The following is a 17618-nucleotide window of genomic DNA, read 5'->3' as shown; positions in this document are numbered from 1 at the left end:
GACCTCCTGCCAGTTCCCGAAGGGGAGGGATGGGGCCGCGTGATCATACCCCGGATCGCGCGAGGACGCGCCTAGGGATCGCGACGCTCACGCGGCAGCGACGCTGGCCGTCGGCCGTGGGAAGCCCGGGCCGGCGTCGCCGCCCTTCACGCCGCGCGCGGCTCGCCGACGCGCGACTTGCCCTGTCCGCGCCGCACGGCGATCGCCTGCTCGTAGATGGTCTCGTACCGCGAGAGCAGCGTGGGCCACTGCCGCTCCTTGAGGATCCACGCCCGCGCGTTCTTGCCGACCTGCTCGAGGCGCGCCGGGTCCTTGAGCGCCTCGACACACCGCCTCGTGAGGTCGGCGCTGTCGCCCGCCTTGAAGACGAACCCGGTCTCGCCGTAACGGACGAGCTCCCCCATGGCCGCGACGTCGCTCACCATCACGGGCCGGGCCATGGACATCGCCTCGAGCGGCTTCAGCGGCGTCGTGAGCTCGGTCGTGCGGGTCCGGATGCGGGGATACACGAGCAGGCTCGCCATCGCGTAGATGTTGAACACCTCGTCGTGCGGCACCCGCCCGGTGAAGGTCACCTTGGACTCCACCCCTCGCTCGCGGGCGAACGCCTTGAGCTCCATCTCCTGGCCGCCGGCCCCGGTGATCACGACGTGCGCGTCCGGGATCTCCCGCGCGATGTCGCCGATCGCCGCGATGAGCGTCTGGAGCCCCTCGTACGGCTGGAAGGTGCCGACGTAGCCGATGAGCTTCTTCCCCGCGAGCCCGAAGCGCTCCCAGGCGCCGGGCGGGGCCTCCCGCGGCGCGAACTTGTCCGAGTCGACGCCGTTGCCCACGACGTGGAGCGCGTCCGTGCTGCGCACCCGCGGCGCGACAGCGCCCTTCAGCGCCTCGCAGATCGTCACCGTCGCGTCAGCGTACTTGTAGACGATCGTCTCGAGGCCGGCGGCGACCTTGTAAGGCGCCGAGTCCTCTTTGAATTTGCCCCGGTCGACGGAGGCGTTCTCCCAGAGGTCGCGCACCTCGTAGACGAGCGGCAGCCCGAAGCGGCGCGCCGCCGCGAGCGCCGGCAGGCCGACGAGCATCGGCGAGTGCGCGTGCACGAGATCGGGCTGAAACTCCCGGATCGCGTCCTCGACGCGCGCCTCCAGCGCCCGCACGAGCTGGAGCTCCCTGACCAGCGGCAGCTTCTTGCCGGTTGGCTCGCGCGTCCGCCAGTACGAGATGCCGCCGATCTCGTCCTTCAGCGCATCCCCGGACCCCTGCTGCGCCGACGTCACCACCGCCGGCCGCATCCCGTGCTCGGCCTGGTGCTTGATGATGTAGTCGCTGCGGATCGTGTACCCCGCAATGACAGGCAGCGACGTATGAAGAACATGGAGCACGCGCACGAATCACCACCCTTCTTTATGCTGCGCCGCGCAGCCTACCCGAGGCCGCCGCGACCGTCATCAAGCTCCTCCTCGCCCGTCCCCGCGCGCGGGCAGGAGCTTGGACGCGTCCACGCTGACCGCGGGCCGGCCGAGAGCCTAGCTCTCGGCTGCCACGTTGCGGTACGCTCCGCCGCCGCATGACCCTCAAAATCGCGATCGTCGGCTGCGGCAAGATCGCCGACGGCCACATAGAAGAGATCCAGAAGATGCCGGAGCGGGCTCGGGTCGTCGCCGTATGCGACCTGGAGTTCCTGATGGCCGAGCAGATCGCGGTGCGCTACGGCATCCCGAGCCACTACGACTCGTTCGACCGATTGCTCGACGTCGAGAAGCCCGACGTCGTCCACATCACCACCCCTCCGCAGTCGCACCTGTTCCTCGCCCGGCGCGCCATCGAGGCCGGCGCCCACGTCTACGTGGAGAAGCCGACTGCGCTGAACCTCGCGGACGTGCGGCGCCTCATCGAGCTCTGCACCGCCGCCGGGAAGAAGATGACCGTCGGCTGGGAGTACCAGTTCGATCCCCCGGCCGTCGAGATGCGCAGGCTCGTCGGCGACGGCGTGATCGGCGATCCCGTCCACGTGGAGAGCTGCTTCGGCTACAACCTCGCCGGCCCCTTCGGCACGGCGCTCCTCGGCGACGGCTCGCACTGGGTCCATCGCCTCCCGGGCAAGCTGTTCCACAACAACGTCGATCACCTGCTGAACAAGATCGTCGAGTTCGTGGACGACGAGCAGCCGAAGGTCACCGCGACGGCCTACGCGCTCCGGGAGAAGCGGTTCGGCGACTCGCGCGACGACATGCTCGACGAGCTCCGCGTCACGGTGCAGGGCGCGCGCGTCAGCGCCTACGGGACCTTCTCGTCGCACGCGCGGCCGCCCGGGCACTTCCTCCGCGTCTACGGCACGAAGAACACGCTCCACGTCGACTTCACGAGCCGCACGGTCACCCTCGACGCGTCGCCGAAGCTCCCGAGCGCCATCGGGCGCGTCGTCCCGGCCTTCGATCAGGCCCTCTCGTACCTCCGCGAGGGGGGCAAGAACGTGGTGCGGTTCGCCCGCAGCGACTTCCACTTCTTCTCGGGGCTGAACCGCCTGATCGGCCTCTTCTACGACAGCATCACGCGGGGCGCGGAGCTGCCCATCTCGTACCGGGACATGATCCGGGTCGCGTCGATGATGGATGAGATCTTCCGGCAGGTCCCGCAGGAGAAGGCGCGCACATGAAAGTCCTTGTCACCGGCTCGAACGGCTTCCTCGGATCGGCCCTCGTCGACCGGCTGCTCGCCCACGGCGAGACCGATCTTCGCTGCCTCGTCCGCCCCGCGAGCAACCGCTCGCGGCTCGAGGAGATCGAGAAGCGGCGGGGCGTCCCCCTCGACATCGCGGTGGGCTCCCTCGCCACGAAGGAGGCCGCGGAGCGCGCGGTCGAGGGCGTGGACGTCGTCTACCACGTGGCCGCGGCCATGGGCGGCGCGCCCGCGGACATGTTCCTGAGCACCGTCGTCGCCTCGAAGAACCTGCTCGAGGCGCTCGTCCACACCGGCCGATCGCCGCGCGTCGTCCTGGTCAGCTCCTTCGGCGTCTACGGCGTCGCCGACCTCCCGCGGGGGTACATCGTCGACGAGAACACGCCCCTGGAGACGCGGCCCGCGCAGCGCGATCTCTACTCGCAGGCGAAGCTCCGGCAGGAGAAGCTCTTCTGGGAGTACCAGGGGCGCTACGGCTTCCCGCTGACGGTGCTCCGCCCCGGCGTCATCTACGGCCCCGGCGGCAACGCCTTCTCCAGCCGCGTCGGGATGAGCCTCTTCGGCGTGTTCCTGCACCTCGGCGGCCGCAACATCCTCCCGCTCTCGTACGTCGAGAACTGCGCGGAGGCGATCGCCGTCGCCGGCCGGAGCGAGGTCGCGCGGGGGCAGGTCTACAACGTCCACGACGACGACCTGCCCACGGCCGACGTCTACCTCGCCCGCTACAAGCGCGAGGTGAAGCCGATCCGCTCGCTCACGGTGCCCTACTTCGCCCTCACCGGGATATCGAAGCTCGTCGAGCGCTACCACGCCTACTCGAAGGGGCAGCTGCCCGCCATCTTCACGCCGTACAAGAGCGCGACCTCGTGGAAGGGGAACCGGTTCGACAACACGAAGCTGAAGGCGCTCGGGTGGAAGCAGCTGGTCTCCACGGAGGAGGGCCTCCAGCGGACGTTCACGTACCTCAAGGAACGCGCGACATGACGGGCTCGCGGTCGCTCGCGTCGCTCGGGCTCGCGTTCGGCCTCGCGGGTCTCCTCGCCGGCTGCGACCGGCGGCAGACCCCGGGCCCCCCGGCGGTCCACAGCGGCGCGGGCACCCAGTCCGCCACCGCCGCCCTCGCGGTCGAGGCGCCGCGCTTCGACGCGCCGGCCGCGCCGCCGGCCACGCCGGCCAAGGGGCACCCCCGGCTCTGGGTGCGCGCGGCCGATCTGCCGAAGCTCCGGGCGCGCGCCACGCAGGCGAACCCCCTGTTCAAGGAGCTCGCCGCCGTGGCGGCCGACGCCGCGGCGGCGATGGACAAGGGCAACATCCCCTCGGAGGGCGACTGCACCCACGCCCGCACCTACTGCGAGGCGCACGCGGAGCTGTTCGCCTTCATGTCGCTCGTCTCGAGCGACGAGGCGGCCCGCAACGACCACGCCGCCCGCGCGCGCAAGATCCTGCTCTACATCGTCGATCGCGTGAACAAGGGGGATCCGCAGGATCCCTTCGTCCGCAGGTTCTCGACCGGCGACCGCGCCCGCTGGGCCGGCGAGTCGTTCGGCCTCACGGTCGACTGGATCTACGGGTACCTCTCGGCCCAGGACAAGGCGGCGATACGGCCCGTCTTCCTCCGCTGGGCGGAGGAGCAGCTGAAGTCGTCGACGACGAGCCACGCTCACCCCGAGCCCGTGGGCAAGCTGAACGACCCGGCGATGCTGAAGGAGCCGAAGAAGCGCAGGTACGCCCTGAACAACTACTTCACGTCGCACATGCGCAACCTGACGCTCCTGTCGCTCGCGTTCGACGAGGCCGACGATCCGCCGGATCCGAAGCCGAGCGGCACCTACCCGCGGCTCAGGGACTACTTCGCCAACGTCGCCGGGGCGTGGCTCTACATGACCGACAGCCTCCTGCGGAACGACGCGCGCGGCGGCGCGCCGCCGGAGGGCTTCCAGTACGGCCCCGCGACGCTGGCCTACGTGAGCGAGACGCTGCTCGCCATCCAGACGGCCGGCGAGGCCGATCCGGCGAAGTGGGGCCCGCAGGTGCACCTCGACGGCAACCCGTTCTGGCACGAGTTCATCCCGGCCCACCTCCACAGCCTGAGCCCCGCCACGCCGGCGGGCCGGATCGGGCCGACCCACCAGGCCGCGTGGACGGGCGACGGGGAGCGCTACGAGTACACGGATCACATCGACCCGTTCGCGGCGCTCGGCCTCCACGCCGAGAACAGCGGCAACGCCGAGCGCCTGAACGCGCTCCGCTGGATGGCCATCCACGCCGGCCCGGGGGGCGCCGCCGCCCTCGCGCGGCGCGCCCGCTCGCAGCTCGGCCAGGTCCACAAGCGCCACTCGATCATGTACTTCCTCCTGCTCGACCCGGCGGTCACCCCGACCGACCCGCGCCCCTCCGTCCCGCTCACGCACTACGGCCCCGGCCTCGGCCAGGTCTTCGCGAGGACGAGCTGGGGGCCCGAGGCCACGTGGCTCCACTTCCAGCTCGGCTGGGAGCAGATCGACCACCAGCACGGCGACGGCCTCAGCTTCGGCTTCTACCGCGGCGGCGAGTGGCTCACGAAGGAGCGCGTCGGGTACGGCGCCTTCATGGCGAGCTCCGATCAGCACAACACCCTCACGGTCGAGAACGACAAGAACCGCCGCCACGACGACCCGAACCGCGGCGAGCTCTGGCGGCGTGGGTCCCAGTGGCCGCTCGTGCACACGGGCGATCCCAGGGTGCTCGCGAAGAGCTTCGCGCAGGACTACGTCTACGTCCTCGGCGACGCGACCCCGCTCTACAACTCCGAGTACGAGAACATCCGCGACGTCACGCACGTCAGCCGCGCGCTCGTGTGGCTCAAGCCGGACCACCTCGTGCTCTACGACCGCGCCGCCACGGGCAAGGAGGGGCGCTTCAAGCGCTTCTTCGTGCAGACGCCGAGCGCGGCGCAGGTCGCGGGGAAGCTCGCGACGGCCACGACCGCGAAGGGGCAGAAGCTCTTCGTGACCACGCTCCTGCCGGAGAGCGCCGTCATGGTGGCCGAGCCGTACAAGCCGACGGGCTCCTGGGAGACCAAGCCGGCCGAGAACGAGCAGATGCTCGCGACCCTGCGGGTCGAGCCGCCGGCCCCGATGCCGAAGGACACGCGCTTCCTGCACGTGCTCCAGGGCGCGGCCAGCAACGCGACGGCAGATCCGGTGACGCTCGTGCGCACGAAGCGCGGGACGCCGTTCGCCGGCGCGGCGGTGAAGGGCACGCTGGTCCTGTTCCCGGTCGATCTGGGCGCTGTGTCCGAGGTGCAGTTCACCTCGCTCCCTGGCGTGGCGAAGCACGTCGTCACGGGGCTCTCCCCCGGCGCGTCCTACGACGTGATCAGGAAGCCCGCGGGCGGCGGCGACGAGATCACGATCCGCGCCGGCTCCGCCGCCAAGGCCGACGAGGGCGGCGTCCTCACCTTCTGAGCGCCGTGTCGCAAACGGGGCAAACGGCAAACGCCAAACGCCAAACAGCAACGGCAAATGCGACGATGACGCCGTCCGCGCCCGCTTGTCCTCGGCGTGGCGCGCTGCGATAATCCACTCTCTTTGCCCACGTCCTGTACGGAGATGCCATGAGCAAGAAGCGACTCGTCTCTGCCGGCGCATTCCTCGTCGCGCTGGGCGCCCTGTTCATCCCCATCGAGGGCACGGCGCCGGCCGCGACCGGCCCCATCGCGAAGGCCGGCTCGCTCGACCTGTCCGGCTTCGCGAGCGCCCGGCCCGATGCCCCGCTGGATCTCCTGTTCATCCATCACTCGTGCGGCGGCCAGCTCCTCACGGAGACGGGCGCCGAGAAGGAGAAGGCGTCGTGCGTCTACGAGGCGCACCCGAACGGAGGCGGGCTCAAGAGGAAGCTGACGGAGCAGGGCTACCGCGTCCACGAGGCCTCCTACGGCAGCGAGATCGGCGAGAAGACCGACCTCTTCGACTGGGCGCCCAAGTTCCGCGACAAGATGGACAAGGTGCTCCGGGTCGCGCTGAACGACCAGATGCACCCGGACGGCGTGGTGAACCGGATCGTCGTCTTCAAGTCCTGTTATCCCAACAACCGCTTCGTCGGCGAGGGCTCCGCCCCCGGCAACCCGGCCGGCCCGGAGCTCACCGTCTGGAACGCGAAGGCCACGCTGGCGTCCATCCTGCCCGACCTCGCGAAGCGGAAGGACACGCTGTTCGTCTACGTCACCGCCCCCGCCAACATCCTCAAACGCTCGAAGGACCCCGCCTGGAAGTGGACCGCGAAGCGGCTCCTCGGGAAGCCCTCCGACGCCGAGATCGCGCAGCGCCAGGCGGATCTCGCCCGCTCGTTCAACAACTGGGTCAAGTCGCCCGACGGCTGGCTCAGCGGCTATCCGGAGAAGAACGTCGTCGTCTTCGACTACTACGACGTGCTCACGAACAAGGGCGAGTCCAACTTCTCCCTGCACGGCTCGGAGGGGAACACCGACCACCACCCCTCGAGCGCGGGCAACGCGAGGGCCGCGGATGAGTTCGTCCCGTTCCTGAACCAGGCCGTGCGCCGCGTGGGCCTCAGCACGTAGGCTCGAGGGCCCGGCAACCACGCCGGAGGGAGCGAGCGCAAGTCGCTTGACGCGAGCCGCGATCCTCCGGAACGTCCCCCACCACCCGAACGGCGTCTCCGCCGAGGACCCTCGACATGCTCGCGCTCCCCGGGGTCATCCTTCTCATCGTCTTCATCTACGGCAGGCCTCAGGAGTGGGACGAGCGCTTCGAGAGCCTGCCGTTCCTGTACCTCTGGCTCGGCCTCGCCTTCATGGGCATGGGCCTCGATCTCGCCATGGGCAAGGTCAGGCTGAAGGCGACCCCGCAGCTCCGGTGGGCCATCGTCGTCTACCTCTGGTGCGTGCTCACGCTCGGCATCCGGAACCCCGCCGAGTTCACCGGGGGGTTCGTCTCGATCAGCGTGACGTTCGTCCTCTTCTTCCTGATCGGGCACAGCCCCGACGGCTTCAAAGGGTTCCAGAAGCTCGCCGCCACGGTGCTCATCATGGGCCTCTTCGTGGCGGGCGTCGCGATCCACCAGGGGTTCTCCTCGTTTCAGTGCCTGGCGATGACGCAGACCATCGGAGGCTCGCGCGGCGAGGCCGGCATCCCCGACGGCCGGTCCTGCGAGCTCCGCGTGGACTGCCGCGAGGGGCCGGGCGCCGATCCCGAGGTCGAGTACCTGTGCGAGCGCGTCGGCCTCTTCAAGACGTCGACGATCAACGGCCGCGTGCGCTGGCGCGGCGTGCTCCAGGATCCGAACGAGCTCGCGCTCACGGCGGGCATCGTGCTGCCGTTCAGCTTCGCGATGTTCGAGCAGAAGCGCTCCTTCACGCGCGCGCTCCTGGTCTTCGGCTCGCTCCTCCTGATCGCGACCGCGATCATCCTCACGCAGTCCCGGGGCGGCCAGCTCGTCTTCGCGACGGTGCTGGGCGTCTACTTCGTCAAGAAGTACGGCATCCGCGGCGCGATCTTCGGCGCGGTCTGCGCGGCGCCGCTCATGCTCCTCGGCGGCCGCGGCGGCGGCGAGGCGGATGAGTCGGCGAACGAGCGCACGGAGATCCTGGGCGAGGGCCTGAATATCTACCGGATGTTCCCGCTGATGGGCGCGGGCTACCGCCAGTTCACGGAGCACCACTGGCTCACCGCGCACAACGCGTACCTGCTCGCGCTCTCGGAGCTCGGCCCGCTCGGGATGTTCGCGTGGACGGCGATGATCTACCTCACCCTCAAGATCTCGCTGGTCGCGCTCAAGCGGTACGAGCACGGCGCCCAGTTCGCGATGATCCGCGCCTGGTCCATGGCGATCATGGCCGGGTTCTGCGGGATGATGGTCGGGATCTTCTTCCTCTCGTTCACCTACCACTACGTGCTCTGGATCTACTTCGGCCTGGCGGGAGCGCTGTATTCCGCCATCAGGAGCGTCGATCCGAACTTCTCGATCCGGCTCGAGAAGCGCGACGTCTACCGGCTCATCCTGGCCGACCTCGCCCTGGTGCTCGTGATCGTCGTGCTCAGCAAGAGGGGCTAGCGGAGCCGCGGGAAGCGGCCCCGGTTCAGCGGAGAGAGCGCAATGGCGCCGGGGTCCGGAGGCGCGGCGCCCGCTCAGCGCCCGAGGCCGAGGACCATCACGAGCGGCGTCTTCACGATGATCGAGAGCTCCATCTGCAGGAACGTCGAGAGCTTCTCGAGCGACGCGGCGTACGCGAGATCGAAGAGCAGCTTCATCCGCATGTCGTCGGCCTCGGCCCCCTCCGCCTCCTCGAGGCCGAACGGGTTCGTCAGCGTCGCCTCGAACGCGGCGACCTCGCTCTCCGCCGGGGCGCGTCCGGTATACCCGAGCGACACCTGCGCGAGCCCGGTGATGCCCGGCTTGATGTCGCGCATCCGCTCCTCGAAGAAGGGAATGGCGAGCGCGAGGTTGACGAGCAGCTCGGGGCGCTCGGGGCGGGGCCCCACGATGCTCATGTCGCCCATGAGCACGCTCCAGAACTGCGGGATCTCATCGAGGCGCGTCTTGCGCAGGAAGCGGCCGACCCGGGTGATGCGCGGGTCGTCCTGCTGGGCGAGCACGGCCCCCGTCAACTTCTCGGCATCCACGCGCATGGAACGAAATTTGCGCATGTGGAATTCGACGAACCGCGGGTAGGCCACGCCATCCCGTACTTCCGTACCGATGAGCATCCCGGCACGGCGCTGCATGTAGAAGATCGGCCCGGGCGACTCGAGGTAGATGGCCGCGCCGATGAGAGGGTAGAGCGGGAGGGTCAGCGTGAGACCCACGAGCGAGCCCGCGATGTCGATCGCACGTTTCGCTACACGAACGCCAGGTGTCACTGTTTACCTTGTGGCTCCCATAGTCGAGAACGTGGTAGGGTACAAGCTCGGATGGAGGTTTGGGCGTGATCCGACTCCGCGTACCAGGTTCGTTGACCTATCGCCACCTCGCCCTCCGCGTGGTGGCGGCCGCATGCAAGATGGCCGCGCCTGGGAGGGTCGAGGGCGGGTCGCCCGGCCTCACCCAGGAGGATTTCGAGGACCAGACCGTCTCGGCGTTCGGCGAGGCGTTCAACAACATCGCGATTCACGGATACCGCGCTGGCCCGCCGGGCGACGTCGACATCGAGATCGAATCCGACGCGGACGGCATCATCATCCGTTTGATGGACACGGGATGCAGCTTCGATCCCGCGGCCATCGACAACCCTCCCATCGACGACCTCCCCGAGTCCGGGATGGGGCTCTTCATCATCAAGTCGTTCATGGATGAGGTCGACTACTGTCCCGGCAGTCCGAATGTCCTCCGTCTTGTGAAACGGAGGGAGGGCAGCTCGTGTATTGCCGGCGACGGGGGTGAAGGCAGCAGCGAACAAGAGCATTCCGACGCCGATTTCGCCGGGGCGACAGGGCATCGGACGAGCAGTTTTCGAATGCGGAGCGTCTCCCGTTCGGGCGCGACCCGCGCCGCAGGGGGAATCAAAATCCAATGAGTTATACGCGGACCGATAACGGCAGTGAGACGGTCGTGCAGTTCGAGGGGACCCTCGACGCAGTGACCGCACCGGAGTTCAGGACATTGGTGGACGAGCTGGTGGCCGAGAACCGGCAGAACATCACGCTCGAGCTCTCGTCCCTCCGGCTGATCGACAGCTCGGGCGTCGGCGTCATCGTCTCGCTGTTCAAGCGGGTACGGGCCAACGGCGGCCAGGTGCGCATCGTCGGGCTGAGGGATCAGCCGCGCGCGATCTTCCGCCTGCTGCGCCTCGATCGGGTGTTCCCCACGTGACGCTCGGTGGCGGCGCGCGCGCCGCCACCCCGGCCCCTCGGCCCAGCCGTCGACAACGGCTGCGGTGGCAGCGCCCCGCGGCGAGTGTCGCGCGGACGGCGCTGAGCGGCTGGAGTCGCCCGGACGGTGCCGCTCCGTCGTCGCGGCGCTGGTTCCGCGTGCTGCGCGTACTGGGGGCGTGTTAGGCGTGGGGTTGCGCGCGGCGGGCACGCGGCGGGCACGCGGCGGGCACAGCCGAGTGCAACAAGCTGGCGCTCGCGCGTCGCACGTCTACCATAGCCAACCAGCCTGCCAGACCGGGGTGCGCGTCCTCCGGATCGGGCGGAGCAAGGCAACCTTCGAGGAGCGGGGACCATGGACAAGAAGATGAACCAGCAGCTCCCCGGGCCTACCCCGCCCCAGGAGGCGCTCGGGGCGATCCCCGCCGACGCAGCGGCGCGGCCGGCAGGTCCGCAGCCGCCCAGCGTCAGCGCGATGATCAACCGGACGCTGGCGCACTGGTACGTGGCGGTGCTGGTCGCGATCGCGGGGCTCGGGTTCACGGTGCTCGTCGTGCAGTCGAGGAAGCCCGCGTACCGCTCCGAGACCGTGATCTTCTACCGCGAGGGCGTCAAGGCGACGTACCTCGGGCCCGACGGGCCCGACCCGCTCCGCACCCTCTCCGCGCGGCTCAAGGAGACGCTGCTCGCGCGCTCCAACCTCGAGAAGGTCGTGACGGAGTTCAACCTCTTCCCCGACGTCCTCGAGAAGCGGGGCATGGTCGACGCGGTCGATCGGCTCCGCGCCAAGATCACCTTCAAGGCCCGCTCGCAGGACACCTTCGCGATCTCGGCCGAAGGAGAGACGCGCGAGCAGGCGCAGGAGGTGACGCAGCGGCTCGCGGACATCCTCGTCGAGGAGACGACCCGCATGCGCAGGTCGCAGGCGAAGCTGACGAACGAGTTCCTCGACGCCGAGCTGAAGCGCGCCGAGCAGGACGTCGAGAAGGCCGAGACCGAGCTCGCGGCGTTCCTGGCCGAGCACCCCGAGTTCGCCGCCGAGCAGAACTCGCCCGGCGGCGCGCAGGGCGGCGCCGCCATCCGCGAGCGAGAGCGGCGCGCCACCGGGACCGACCCGACGCTCGAGGCGCTCGAGCGGCAGGTGCCCCGCCTGCGCAGCCGGCTCACCGGCAAGCCGGAGCAGCCGGCGGTGAGCGCCGCCGGGGTGCCCTCCCCCGCGCTCACCCGGCAGCGGGATCAGGCCGAGCAGGAGCTCGCCACCGCGCGGCGGGATCTGGCCGACAAGCAGTCCCGCTTCACCGAGCAGCACCCCGACGTCCGGGCGGCGGCGGCCCGCGTGACCAACGCCGAGGCGGCGCTGCGGCGCGCCGAGCAGGCGCTCGTCCTGCCGCCGGAGCCGGTGGTGGAGGTCCCCGCGACCGACGAGGCCGAGAAGGCGAAGATCAAGTCCCAGCTCGCGGCTCTCGAGCGGGAGATCGCGGCGCGCAGGGGCGCGAAGAAGGGCAACGCGGCCGACGCGAGCGAGGCGGCGAAGCAGATCATCAACACCGAGACCGACTGGTCGCGGCTCAGCCGCGAGAAGGCGCGCGCGCAGCAGCGCCTCTCCGACCTCGAGGGCAAGTCGTTCCGCGCGGAGATCGCCGCGAGCTCGGAGCAGGGCGGCTACTCGGCGCAGATCGAGGTGCTCGACCCGGCGTACCGGCCGAGCGCACCGTCGAGCCCGTCGCGGTTGATCATCGCCATCGGCGGGCTGTTCTTGTCCGTTGCGGCCGGCATCGCGGCCGCCGCGGCGCGTGGCATCGTGTTCGACGATCGGGTTTACGACATGGAAGATATCGATCGAATGGCCCTCGCTCCGGTGCTCGTCGTCGTACCGCCCGCCGCGCGCGCGCCCCGAGGGCGCCGTGGCTGAGACAGGCGGAGCTGAGCCGGGAAAGCCCCCGCCGGTCGCTTCCCTCGAGCGGGCGCTCGATCAGGTCTGCGATTTCCTGAGTCGCGCGGAGCAGACCGCGCGGGTCCGCGCCCTCGTCATCGAGGCGCGCCGGCTCCGCAACGTGGTCGGCAACTGGCGCTCGATCGCGCCGGATCCGGACGTGCGCGAGGAGATGATCGCCCGCGTCCTGCGCCTCGCGAACGACGCGGAGGACGTCGTCTCGGCGGAGCGCCCGAGCTCCAGCCAGGACGACCCGAGCGCCGCGTTCGACTCGCCGACCATCCGGCAAGATCTGCCCCCGCCGCCGCAGCACCCGCAGGCGATGGGGCTGCGCCTCGGCGCCGCGCAGGCGCCGGGCGCTCACCCCGGCGCGCAGCAGCCGCTCAGGGGGCCGTCGCCAGCGACGGCGCTCTTCCTCGGGGGTCCCGCGGCGGACCACGGCGAGCACCGCGCGCATCCGGGCACCGCGACGGTGCTCGGCATGCCCGCGCCGGCGCTGCCGCCCGGCCCCGAGCGGCAAGGCTCATCCCCCGCGATCGCGCGCGTCGTCGATCTGAGCGCGACGCTGAGCAGCCCTGGGCTCGTGTCGAGCGGCGGGAGGCCGGGCAGCTCGCCGGCGCTGCCGGTGCCGATCGAGCGGGTCATCGCCTCGCCATCGCGCGACGTGGGGGTCCGGGACGCGTCGGCGCCCCCGGGGGGAGCGCCGTCCATCGAGCGATCGTTCAGCGGCGCGTTCCCCTCGCCGCCTTCGCTCGTCTTCGATCGCGTGGTGCCGCCCGCGACGCGCGAGGTGACGGTGCGCGAGGTGCCGCAGCCGCATCAGCCGCCGCCGCAGCAGCAGCCGCCGCCCGAGCGGCCGATCGATCGCTCGCTCACCAGCACGTTCAGCTCGCCGCCCTCCCTGATCTTCAACCGCGTGGTGTCGACCCCGGCGCACCAGGCCGTGGACGCGAAGCTGCAGTCGCTGGATCCGACGTTCGAGGAGCCGCCGTCGCTGCACATCGAGCAGCTGCGCTCCCTGCCCACCACGCCGGAGAACGCCGGGTTGCTCCCGGAGGAGTCGCTGCGCGGCCCGGGCGAGATCACCGTGCGCCCCGTGCCGATGCCGGACGCCGTGGATCCGAACATCGTGATGCTCCGCGCGCCCTACTCGCCCCAGGCCGACGCGTACCGGACGCTCCGGCGCAAGCTGCCGACGGGCTCGGGGATCACCATCGCGGTGACGAGCGCCGGGCCCGGCGAGGGCAAGACGTCGTGCGCCATCAACCTCGCGCTCGCGCTCCGCGAGACCGTCCGCGGGAAGATCCTCCTCGTCGAGGCGAACATCCGCAAGCCCGGCATCGCGAAGGCGCTGCGGTTCGAGCCCCCGAGCTGCTTCACGGAGCAGCTCCAGCGCCACGTCAACGACCGGTTCGCGCCCTGGGTCGTCGTCGATCAGGCGGCGCCCGCCGTGACGCCGGGCGACGACGGCGGCGAGACGTCGTCGGACAGGAACGCCGCGCCGATGGGCGGCAGGTCGCCCGACGCGAGGCTCGCCCTCCAGACGCCCGTCCACATCCTGGCCGTCGATCCGCGCACGGAGCGGCCGCCGATCTTCGACGGGGTGGCGTTCTCGACCGCGATCGAGAGCCTCAAGCGCGCGGGCTACTCGTACATCATCATCGACACGCCGCCGGTGCTCGGCAGCATGGACCTGAACGTCATCGGCGACTCGGTGGACGGCGTGGTCCTGACCTCGCTGGTCAAGAAGTCGACCCGCAAGGCGATCCGCCAGGCCATCGAGCAGCTCCGGCCGGCGCCCATCCTCGGTGTCGTCCTCCTCGACGCCTGAACGGCCGGCGCGCGGCGCTCACCTCCTTGCGCCGAAAGGTCGGGGAGGCGTAGCCGAGCGCCGGCTCCATTGTTACCTTGCAGCCCTCATGCGCTCCGGACGAGGTATTGCGGTCGCGGCCTTCGGCTGCGCGATCCTCACCCACCACGGCGCCCGGGCGCAGGACGCAACCCTCCACGGCGTCTTCACCGGGTCGATCGGCGTCACCGACAACGTGACCTCCGCGGCCGAGCCCGAGTCCGAGGCCGAGCCCCCGGCCGGTCCCCAGGCCGACGGCCTCGCGACCGTGAGCCCCGGCCTGATCTTCACCTACACGACGCCGCGGACCGCGCAGACGCTGTCCTACACGTTCTCGACGAGCCTCTTCTTCCGGCGCTCGGAGGCGAGCTCGTACTCGAACGTGGCCGCGTGGACCGGCCGCTTCGTCACGTCGCCGAGGACCTCGCTGACGCTCGGGGCGTCCGGGTCGCAAGGCCAGCTCAACACGTTCCAGCTCGAGCAGACGCCGGGGACCACGACGCTCCAGGGCACCGAGGGCGGGACGACGAACTTCGTGCAGGGGTCGTTCAACGAGGGGTTCTCGTTCCAGCCCTCGCCGGTCTGGTCGCTCGGGCAGGCCGCGACGTTCGCCGTCTACAACCCGCTCCGGGATCGCCCGCAGCGCACGTACAGCGCGGCGAACGCGCTGACGGCGCAGCGCGCCTTCCGCCACGACGCCGCGTCCCTCGCGCTCTCGGTCGGCTATACCCATTTCGACAACGTCGACGCCGATCCCACGACCGCGGTCACGTATGCGTCGCGCGACCAGCTCGTCAGCACGCTCGTGGCAAGCTGGCAGCACGACCTCGGGCGCCGCTTCTCGAGCCAGCTCGACGTCGGCGGGGTCGTCGCGACGGACCTGAAGGACGGCGCTGGGTCGCTCGCGCGTCCCGCCGGGCTCGCGGCGCTGCGCTACACACACGAGCGGGGTGAGGCGGCCGAGCTCGCGTACGCCTATTCGGCCACGCCGAACGTCTTCCTGCAGCAGATCCAGCTCTCCCATATGCTGACGCTCCGCGCCGCCGTGCCCGTCCGCCCCGCCTGGCACCTGTCGGTCGAGGGCTCGGCCGGCGCGCAGCTCGCTCAGCCCCTCGAGCCGAACGCGGAGGGAGACCTCGACACGGGGCCGACCACGATCGCGGTGCTCACCGACGTCGCGCTGCTCTGGAGCCCCGTCATCGTCATCCCGGACTTCGCGCTCGCGCTCCGGTACCAGCACGGGAACCAGCGCACCGAGGGGAGGACGGTGGAGATCGAGGGGAGGACGGAGCAGCTCCCCGACACACGCGTCGTCCGGAACACGCTCCTCCTGACCGTGTCGGGCGCGTTCCCCCGGCAGGCGGTGCCGGGCTCGCGCATCTTGATGACCCAGCCCTTCGGCTCTGCAGGCCCTTCCGGTGCGACGCGCCGCCAGGAGACGCCGAGCGAGCCGCTGGAGGGCGAGGCGCCCACGTCTTCCGGCACGAGCGACGCCGCTCGCTGAGCGCGACGGGGCGCGCTCCCCAGCGGAGCCGGAAACCCGCGCTTGGCGCGCTCAGAGGTTTCGCCGGGCTGCCGTCAGCAGCGCGCTCGGGGGTCTCGCCGGACCGTCGCCAGCGGCGCGCTCAGGTGCGCCGCGCGAGGAGGAAGGCCCTGTCGTCCTCGGGCAGCTGGTCGCCGCGGAACTCCTCGAGCATGTGCGTGAGCTTGTCGGCGATCGACGCGACCGGGCGGCCAGCGCTGGTGGCGCAGAGCTTGGCGAAGCCCGTGCCGAGCGCGTGCAGGCCGAGCATCTGCTTCGACGAGTTGCGCAGCTCGGTGAGCCCGTCGGTGTACATCGCGAGCACCTCGCCCGGCGCGAGCACGCTCTGGTGCGCCTCCATCGGGACCAGGCCGACCCCGAGCGCCGGGTTGACGGCCGCCTGGAGGTGCCGCAGGCCGCCCTCCGCGGTCGCCACCAGCGCCGGCGGGTGCCCTGCGTTGACGCACTCCATGCGGCCGGTCGCGGGGTCGAGGGCGACGGCCACCATCGTGACGAACGAGTGCTCCGGCAGGTACTCGCAGAGGTAGGCGTTCAGCCGGTCCATCATGCCCGTGATCCCGCGGCCGGCGTCGACCGTCGCGCGCACCATCGTGTGGACGCTCGAGCCGATGAGCGCGGCCTGGAGCCCCTTGCCGCAGACGTCCGCCACGGCGAGCATGATGCGGCCGTCCGGCATCGGGACGATGTCCACGTAGTCGCCCCCGACCCACCGGCACGGCTCGAAGCCGAGCGCCACGTCCAGCGCCTTGAACTCCAGCCGCTTCGGGACGAAGGTCCGCTGGATCTGGTGCGCCATCTCGAGCTCGCGCTCGATCGCCGCGTGCGCCTGCGCGTGGCGCCGCGCCTCCCAGGCCGACTCGGCCTGCTGATAGACCTCCGCCGCGAGCGCGATGAGCCCGAGCCACTCGACGCTGCCGAAGTCGGGCGGCAGGGTCACGTAGAGCAGGTTCATCATCTGCTCCTCGACGCGCAGCGGACAGGCCACGACCCAGAGGGCCATGACGTCGCGCGACATCGTGAGCTCGACCGTGGCGCTGTCGCTCACCAGGTTGCCGGCCAGCACCGGCTCGCGCGTGTCCTGCACCGCCGCGAGCACGCGGCGCGAGATGTACGGCGGGGCGACGGAGTCCTCGCGCCGGAGCGACTGGAACGGGCGGTGCGGCCCGGACAGGATCGTCAGCGCGCCGTTCTGCCGGAGCCGCAGCGCGAGCGCCATGCTGCCGTGGAAGTCCTCGCGGACCATCAGCTGGCAGAGCGCGTCGAACCGATCCGTCGCGTCCTCGATGCTGAGGAGCCGCCGCGACAGGTCCATCAGGGTGAACAGGTGCTTCGCCGCGATCCGCGGCGGGTCGAGCTCGCCGAGCTTGCGGATCGCGGTCGGTTTGTCCTCCTCGAAATGGAGGCCGCCCGGGTCGATCGGCACGCGAGGGGCCCGCGCCGTGAGCTGGAACTCGAGGATGTAGTCGCCGATCCCGATGCGATCGCCCGGCTTCAGCACCTTCTCGTTGATCCGCTCGTCGTTGACGAGCGTTCCGTTGGTGCTGCCGAGGTCGCGGATCCACCACCGGCCGAACGGATCGCAGAAGAGCTCCGCGTGGCGCCGGGAGACCGTGTAGTGGTCGAGCGTGAGCTGCACGCCCGGCGCCCTGCCGATGACGATGTGGGACTCCGTCAGCGGCCGTCGCGTCCCCGGGAGATCGCCGAGCCGGATCTCCAGGTGGCCCTTCCAATCCGAGCTCGACGGCGCAGGGCCCAGGCTGTCATCTGCAGGCGACATCGTTCGACCTGGCCCGACCATGGGCGGCG

The 17618-nt window shown here is 70.6% G+C and carries 13 protein-coding genes; 10 read left to right on the top strand and 3 right to left on the bottom strand.

Annotated elements, in window-relative coordinates; genetic code table 11:
* Positions 1 to 146: 146 nt before the first annotated feature.
* Entirely contained in the window at positions 147 to 1388 is a 1242-nt protein-coding gene (locus tag WME97_RS04685) for a glycosyltransferase (RefSeq protein ID WP_437549752.1), read from the bottom strand.
* A 179-nt stretch (positions 1389 to 1567) separates the two neighbouring features.
* Between WME97_RS04685 and WME97_RS04680 the strand changes: the two genes are divergently transcribed.
* The 5 genes from WME97_RS04680 (at position 1568) to WME97_RS04660 (ending at position 8733) form a co-directional block, all read left to right on the top strand.
* On the top strand, positions 1568 to 2656 hold the full coding sequence (locus tag WME97_RS04680) for a Gfo/Idh/MocA family protein (RefSeq protein WP_437549751.1): 1089 nt from the start codon (positions 1568 to 1570) through the stop codon (positions 2654 to 2656).
* The gene (locus tag WME97_RS04675) at positions 2653 to 3663 is read left to right on the top strand and encodes an NAD-dependent epimerase/dehydratase family protein (RefSeq protein ID WP_437549750.1); all 1011 of its coding nucleotides are present in this window, start codon (positions 2653 to 2655) and stop codon (positions 3661 to 3663) included. Before WME97_RS04680 ends, WME97_RS04675 begins: the two co-directional genes overlap by 4 nt.
* Positions 3660 to 6125 carry a hypothetical protein gene (locus WME97_RS04670; RefSeq protein ID WP_437549749.1) on the top strand — a complete coding sequence of 822 codons (2466 nt, stop codon included), beginning with the start codon at positions 3660 to 3662 and terminating at the stop codon, positions 6123 to 6125. Before WME97_RS04675 ends, WME97_RS04670 begins: the two co-directional genes overlap by 4 nt.
* Before the next feature lie 149 nt (positions 6126 to 6274).
* Positions 6275 to 7240, top strand: coding sequence for a hypothetical protein (locus WME97_RS04665; RefSeq protein WP_437549748.1), 966 nt, complete (start codon positions 6275 to 6277; stop codon positions 7238 to 7240).
* Positions 7241 to 7356: 116 nt separating this feature from the next.
* Complete coding sequence (locus WME97_RS04660) at positions 7357 to 8733, top strand: O-antigen ligase family protein (protein WP_437549747.1); 1377 nt, start codon at positions 7357 to 7359, stop codon at positions 8731 to 8733.
* A gap of 74 nt (positions 8734 to 8807) precedes the next feature.
* Here WME97_RS04660 and WME97_RS04655 read toward each other — a convergent pair whose 3' ends face one another.
* The gene (locus WME97_RS04655; protein WP_012233516.1) at positions 8808 to 9539 is read right to left on the bottom strand and encodes a sugar transferase; all 732 of its coding nucleotides are present in this window, start codon (positions 9537 to 9539) and stop codon (positions 8808 to 8810) included.
* Positions 9540 to 9604: 65 nt separating this feature from the next.
* Between WME97_RS04655 and WME97_RS04650 the strand changes: the two genes are divergently transcribed.
* The 5 genes from WME97_RS04650 to WME97_RS04630 all read left to right on the top strand — a co-directional run bounded on the left by WME97_RS04650 (position 9605) and on the right by WME97_RS04630 (position 15773).
* Complete coding sequence (locus WME97_RS04650) at positions 9605 to 10192, top strand: ATP-binding protein (RefSeq protein WP_437327675.1); 588 nt, start codon at positions 9605 to 9607, stop codon at positions 10190 to 10192.
* Entirely contained in the window at positions 10189 to 10488 is a 300-nt protein-coding gene (locus tag WME97_RS04645; protein WP_012233514.1) for an STAS domain-containing protein, read from the top strand. The genes WME97_RS04650 and WME97_RS04645 overlap by 4 nt, the downstream gene beginning before the upstream one ends.
* 354 nt (positions 10489 to 10842) lie before the next feature.
* Entirely contained in the window at positions 10843 to 12399 is a 1557-nt protein-coding gene (locus WME97_RS04640) for a GumC family protein (protein WP_437549746.1), read from the top strand.
* Positions 12392 to 14251: a hypothetical protein gene (locus WME97_RS04635; RefSeq protein ID WP_437549745.1), complete on the top strand. Its 1860-nt coding sequence runs from the start codon at positions 12392 to 12394 to the stop codon at positions 14249 to 14251. Before WME97_RS04640 ends, WME97_RS04635 begins: the two co-directional genes overlap by 8 nt.
* Before the next feature lie 88 nt (positions 14252 to 14339).
* A complete protein-coding gene (locus WME97_RS04630) occupies positions 14340 to 15773 on the top strand; it encodes a hypothetical protein (RefSeq protein ID WP_437549744.1) in 1434 nt (477 codons plus the stop codon).
* 121 nt (positions 15774 to 15894) lie between these two features.
* Here WME97_RS04630 and WME97_RS04625 read toward each other — a convergent pair whose 3' ends face one another.
* Positions 15895 to 17589 carry a SpoIIE family protein phosphatase gene (locus WME97_RS04625; protein WP_437549743.1) on the bottom strand — a complete coding sequence of 565 codons (1695 nt, stop codon included), beginning with the start codon at positions 17587 to 17589 and terminating at the stop codon, positions 15895 to 15897.
* Between the last annotated feature and the right edge of the window lie 29 nt (positions 17590 to 17618).

This window comes from Sorangium sp. So ce367 (genome assembly GCF_051520455.1).
Classification (GTDB): domain Bacteria; phylum Myxococcota_A; class Polyangia; order Polyangiales; family Polyangiaceae; genus Sorangium; species Sorangium cellulosum_B.
The sequence above is the reverse complement of the archived record's forward strand: the minus strand, read 5'-3'. Positions and strand labels throughout refer to the sequence as shown.

Coding starts and splice junctions, on each gene's coding strand:
- WME97_RS04680 (WP_437549751.1), top strand. CDS start 1,568: ATGACCCTCAAAATCGCGATCGTCGGCTGCGGCAAGATCGCCGACGGC.
- WME97_RS04675 (WP_437549750.1), top strand. CDS start 2,653: ATGAAAGTCCTTGTCACCGGCTCGAACGGCTTCCTCGGATCGGCCCTC.
- WME97_RS04670 (WP_437549749.1), top strand. CDS start 3,660: ATGACGGGCTCGCGGTCGCTCGCGTCGCTCGGGCTCGCGTTCGGCCTC.
- WME97_RS04665 (WP_437549748.1), top strand. CDS start 6,275: ATGAGCAAGAAGCGACTCGTCTCTGCCGGCGCATTCCTCGTCGCGCTG.
- WME97_RS04660 (WP_437549747.1), top strand. CDS start 7,357: ATGCTCGCGCTCCCCGGGGTCATCCTTCTCATCGTCTTCATCTACGGC.
- WME97_RS04645 (WP_012233514.1), top strand. CDS start 10,189: ATGAGTTATACGCGGACCGATAACGGCAGTGAGACGGTCGTGCAGTTC.
- WME97_RS04640 (WP_437549746.1), top strand. CDS start 10,843: ATGGACAAGAAGATGAACCAGCAGCTCCCCGGGCCTACCCCGCCCCAG.
- WME97_RS04630 (WP_437549744.1), top strand. CDS start 14,340: ATGCGCTCCGGACGAGGTATTGCGGTCGCGGCCTTCGGCTGCGCGATC.
- WME97_RS04625 (WP_437549743.1), bottom strand. CDS start 17,589: ATGTCGCCTGCAGATGACAGCCTGGGCCCTGCGCCGTCGAGCTCGGAT.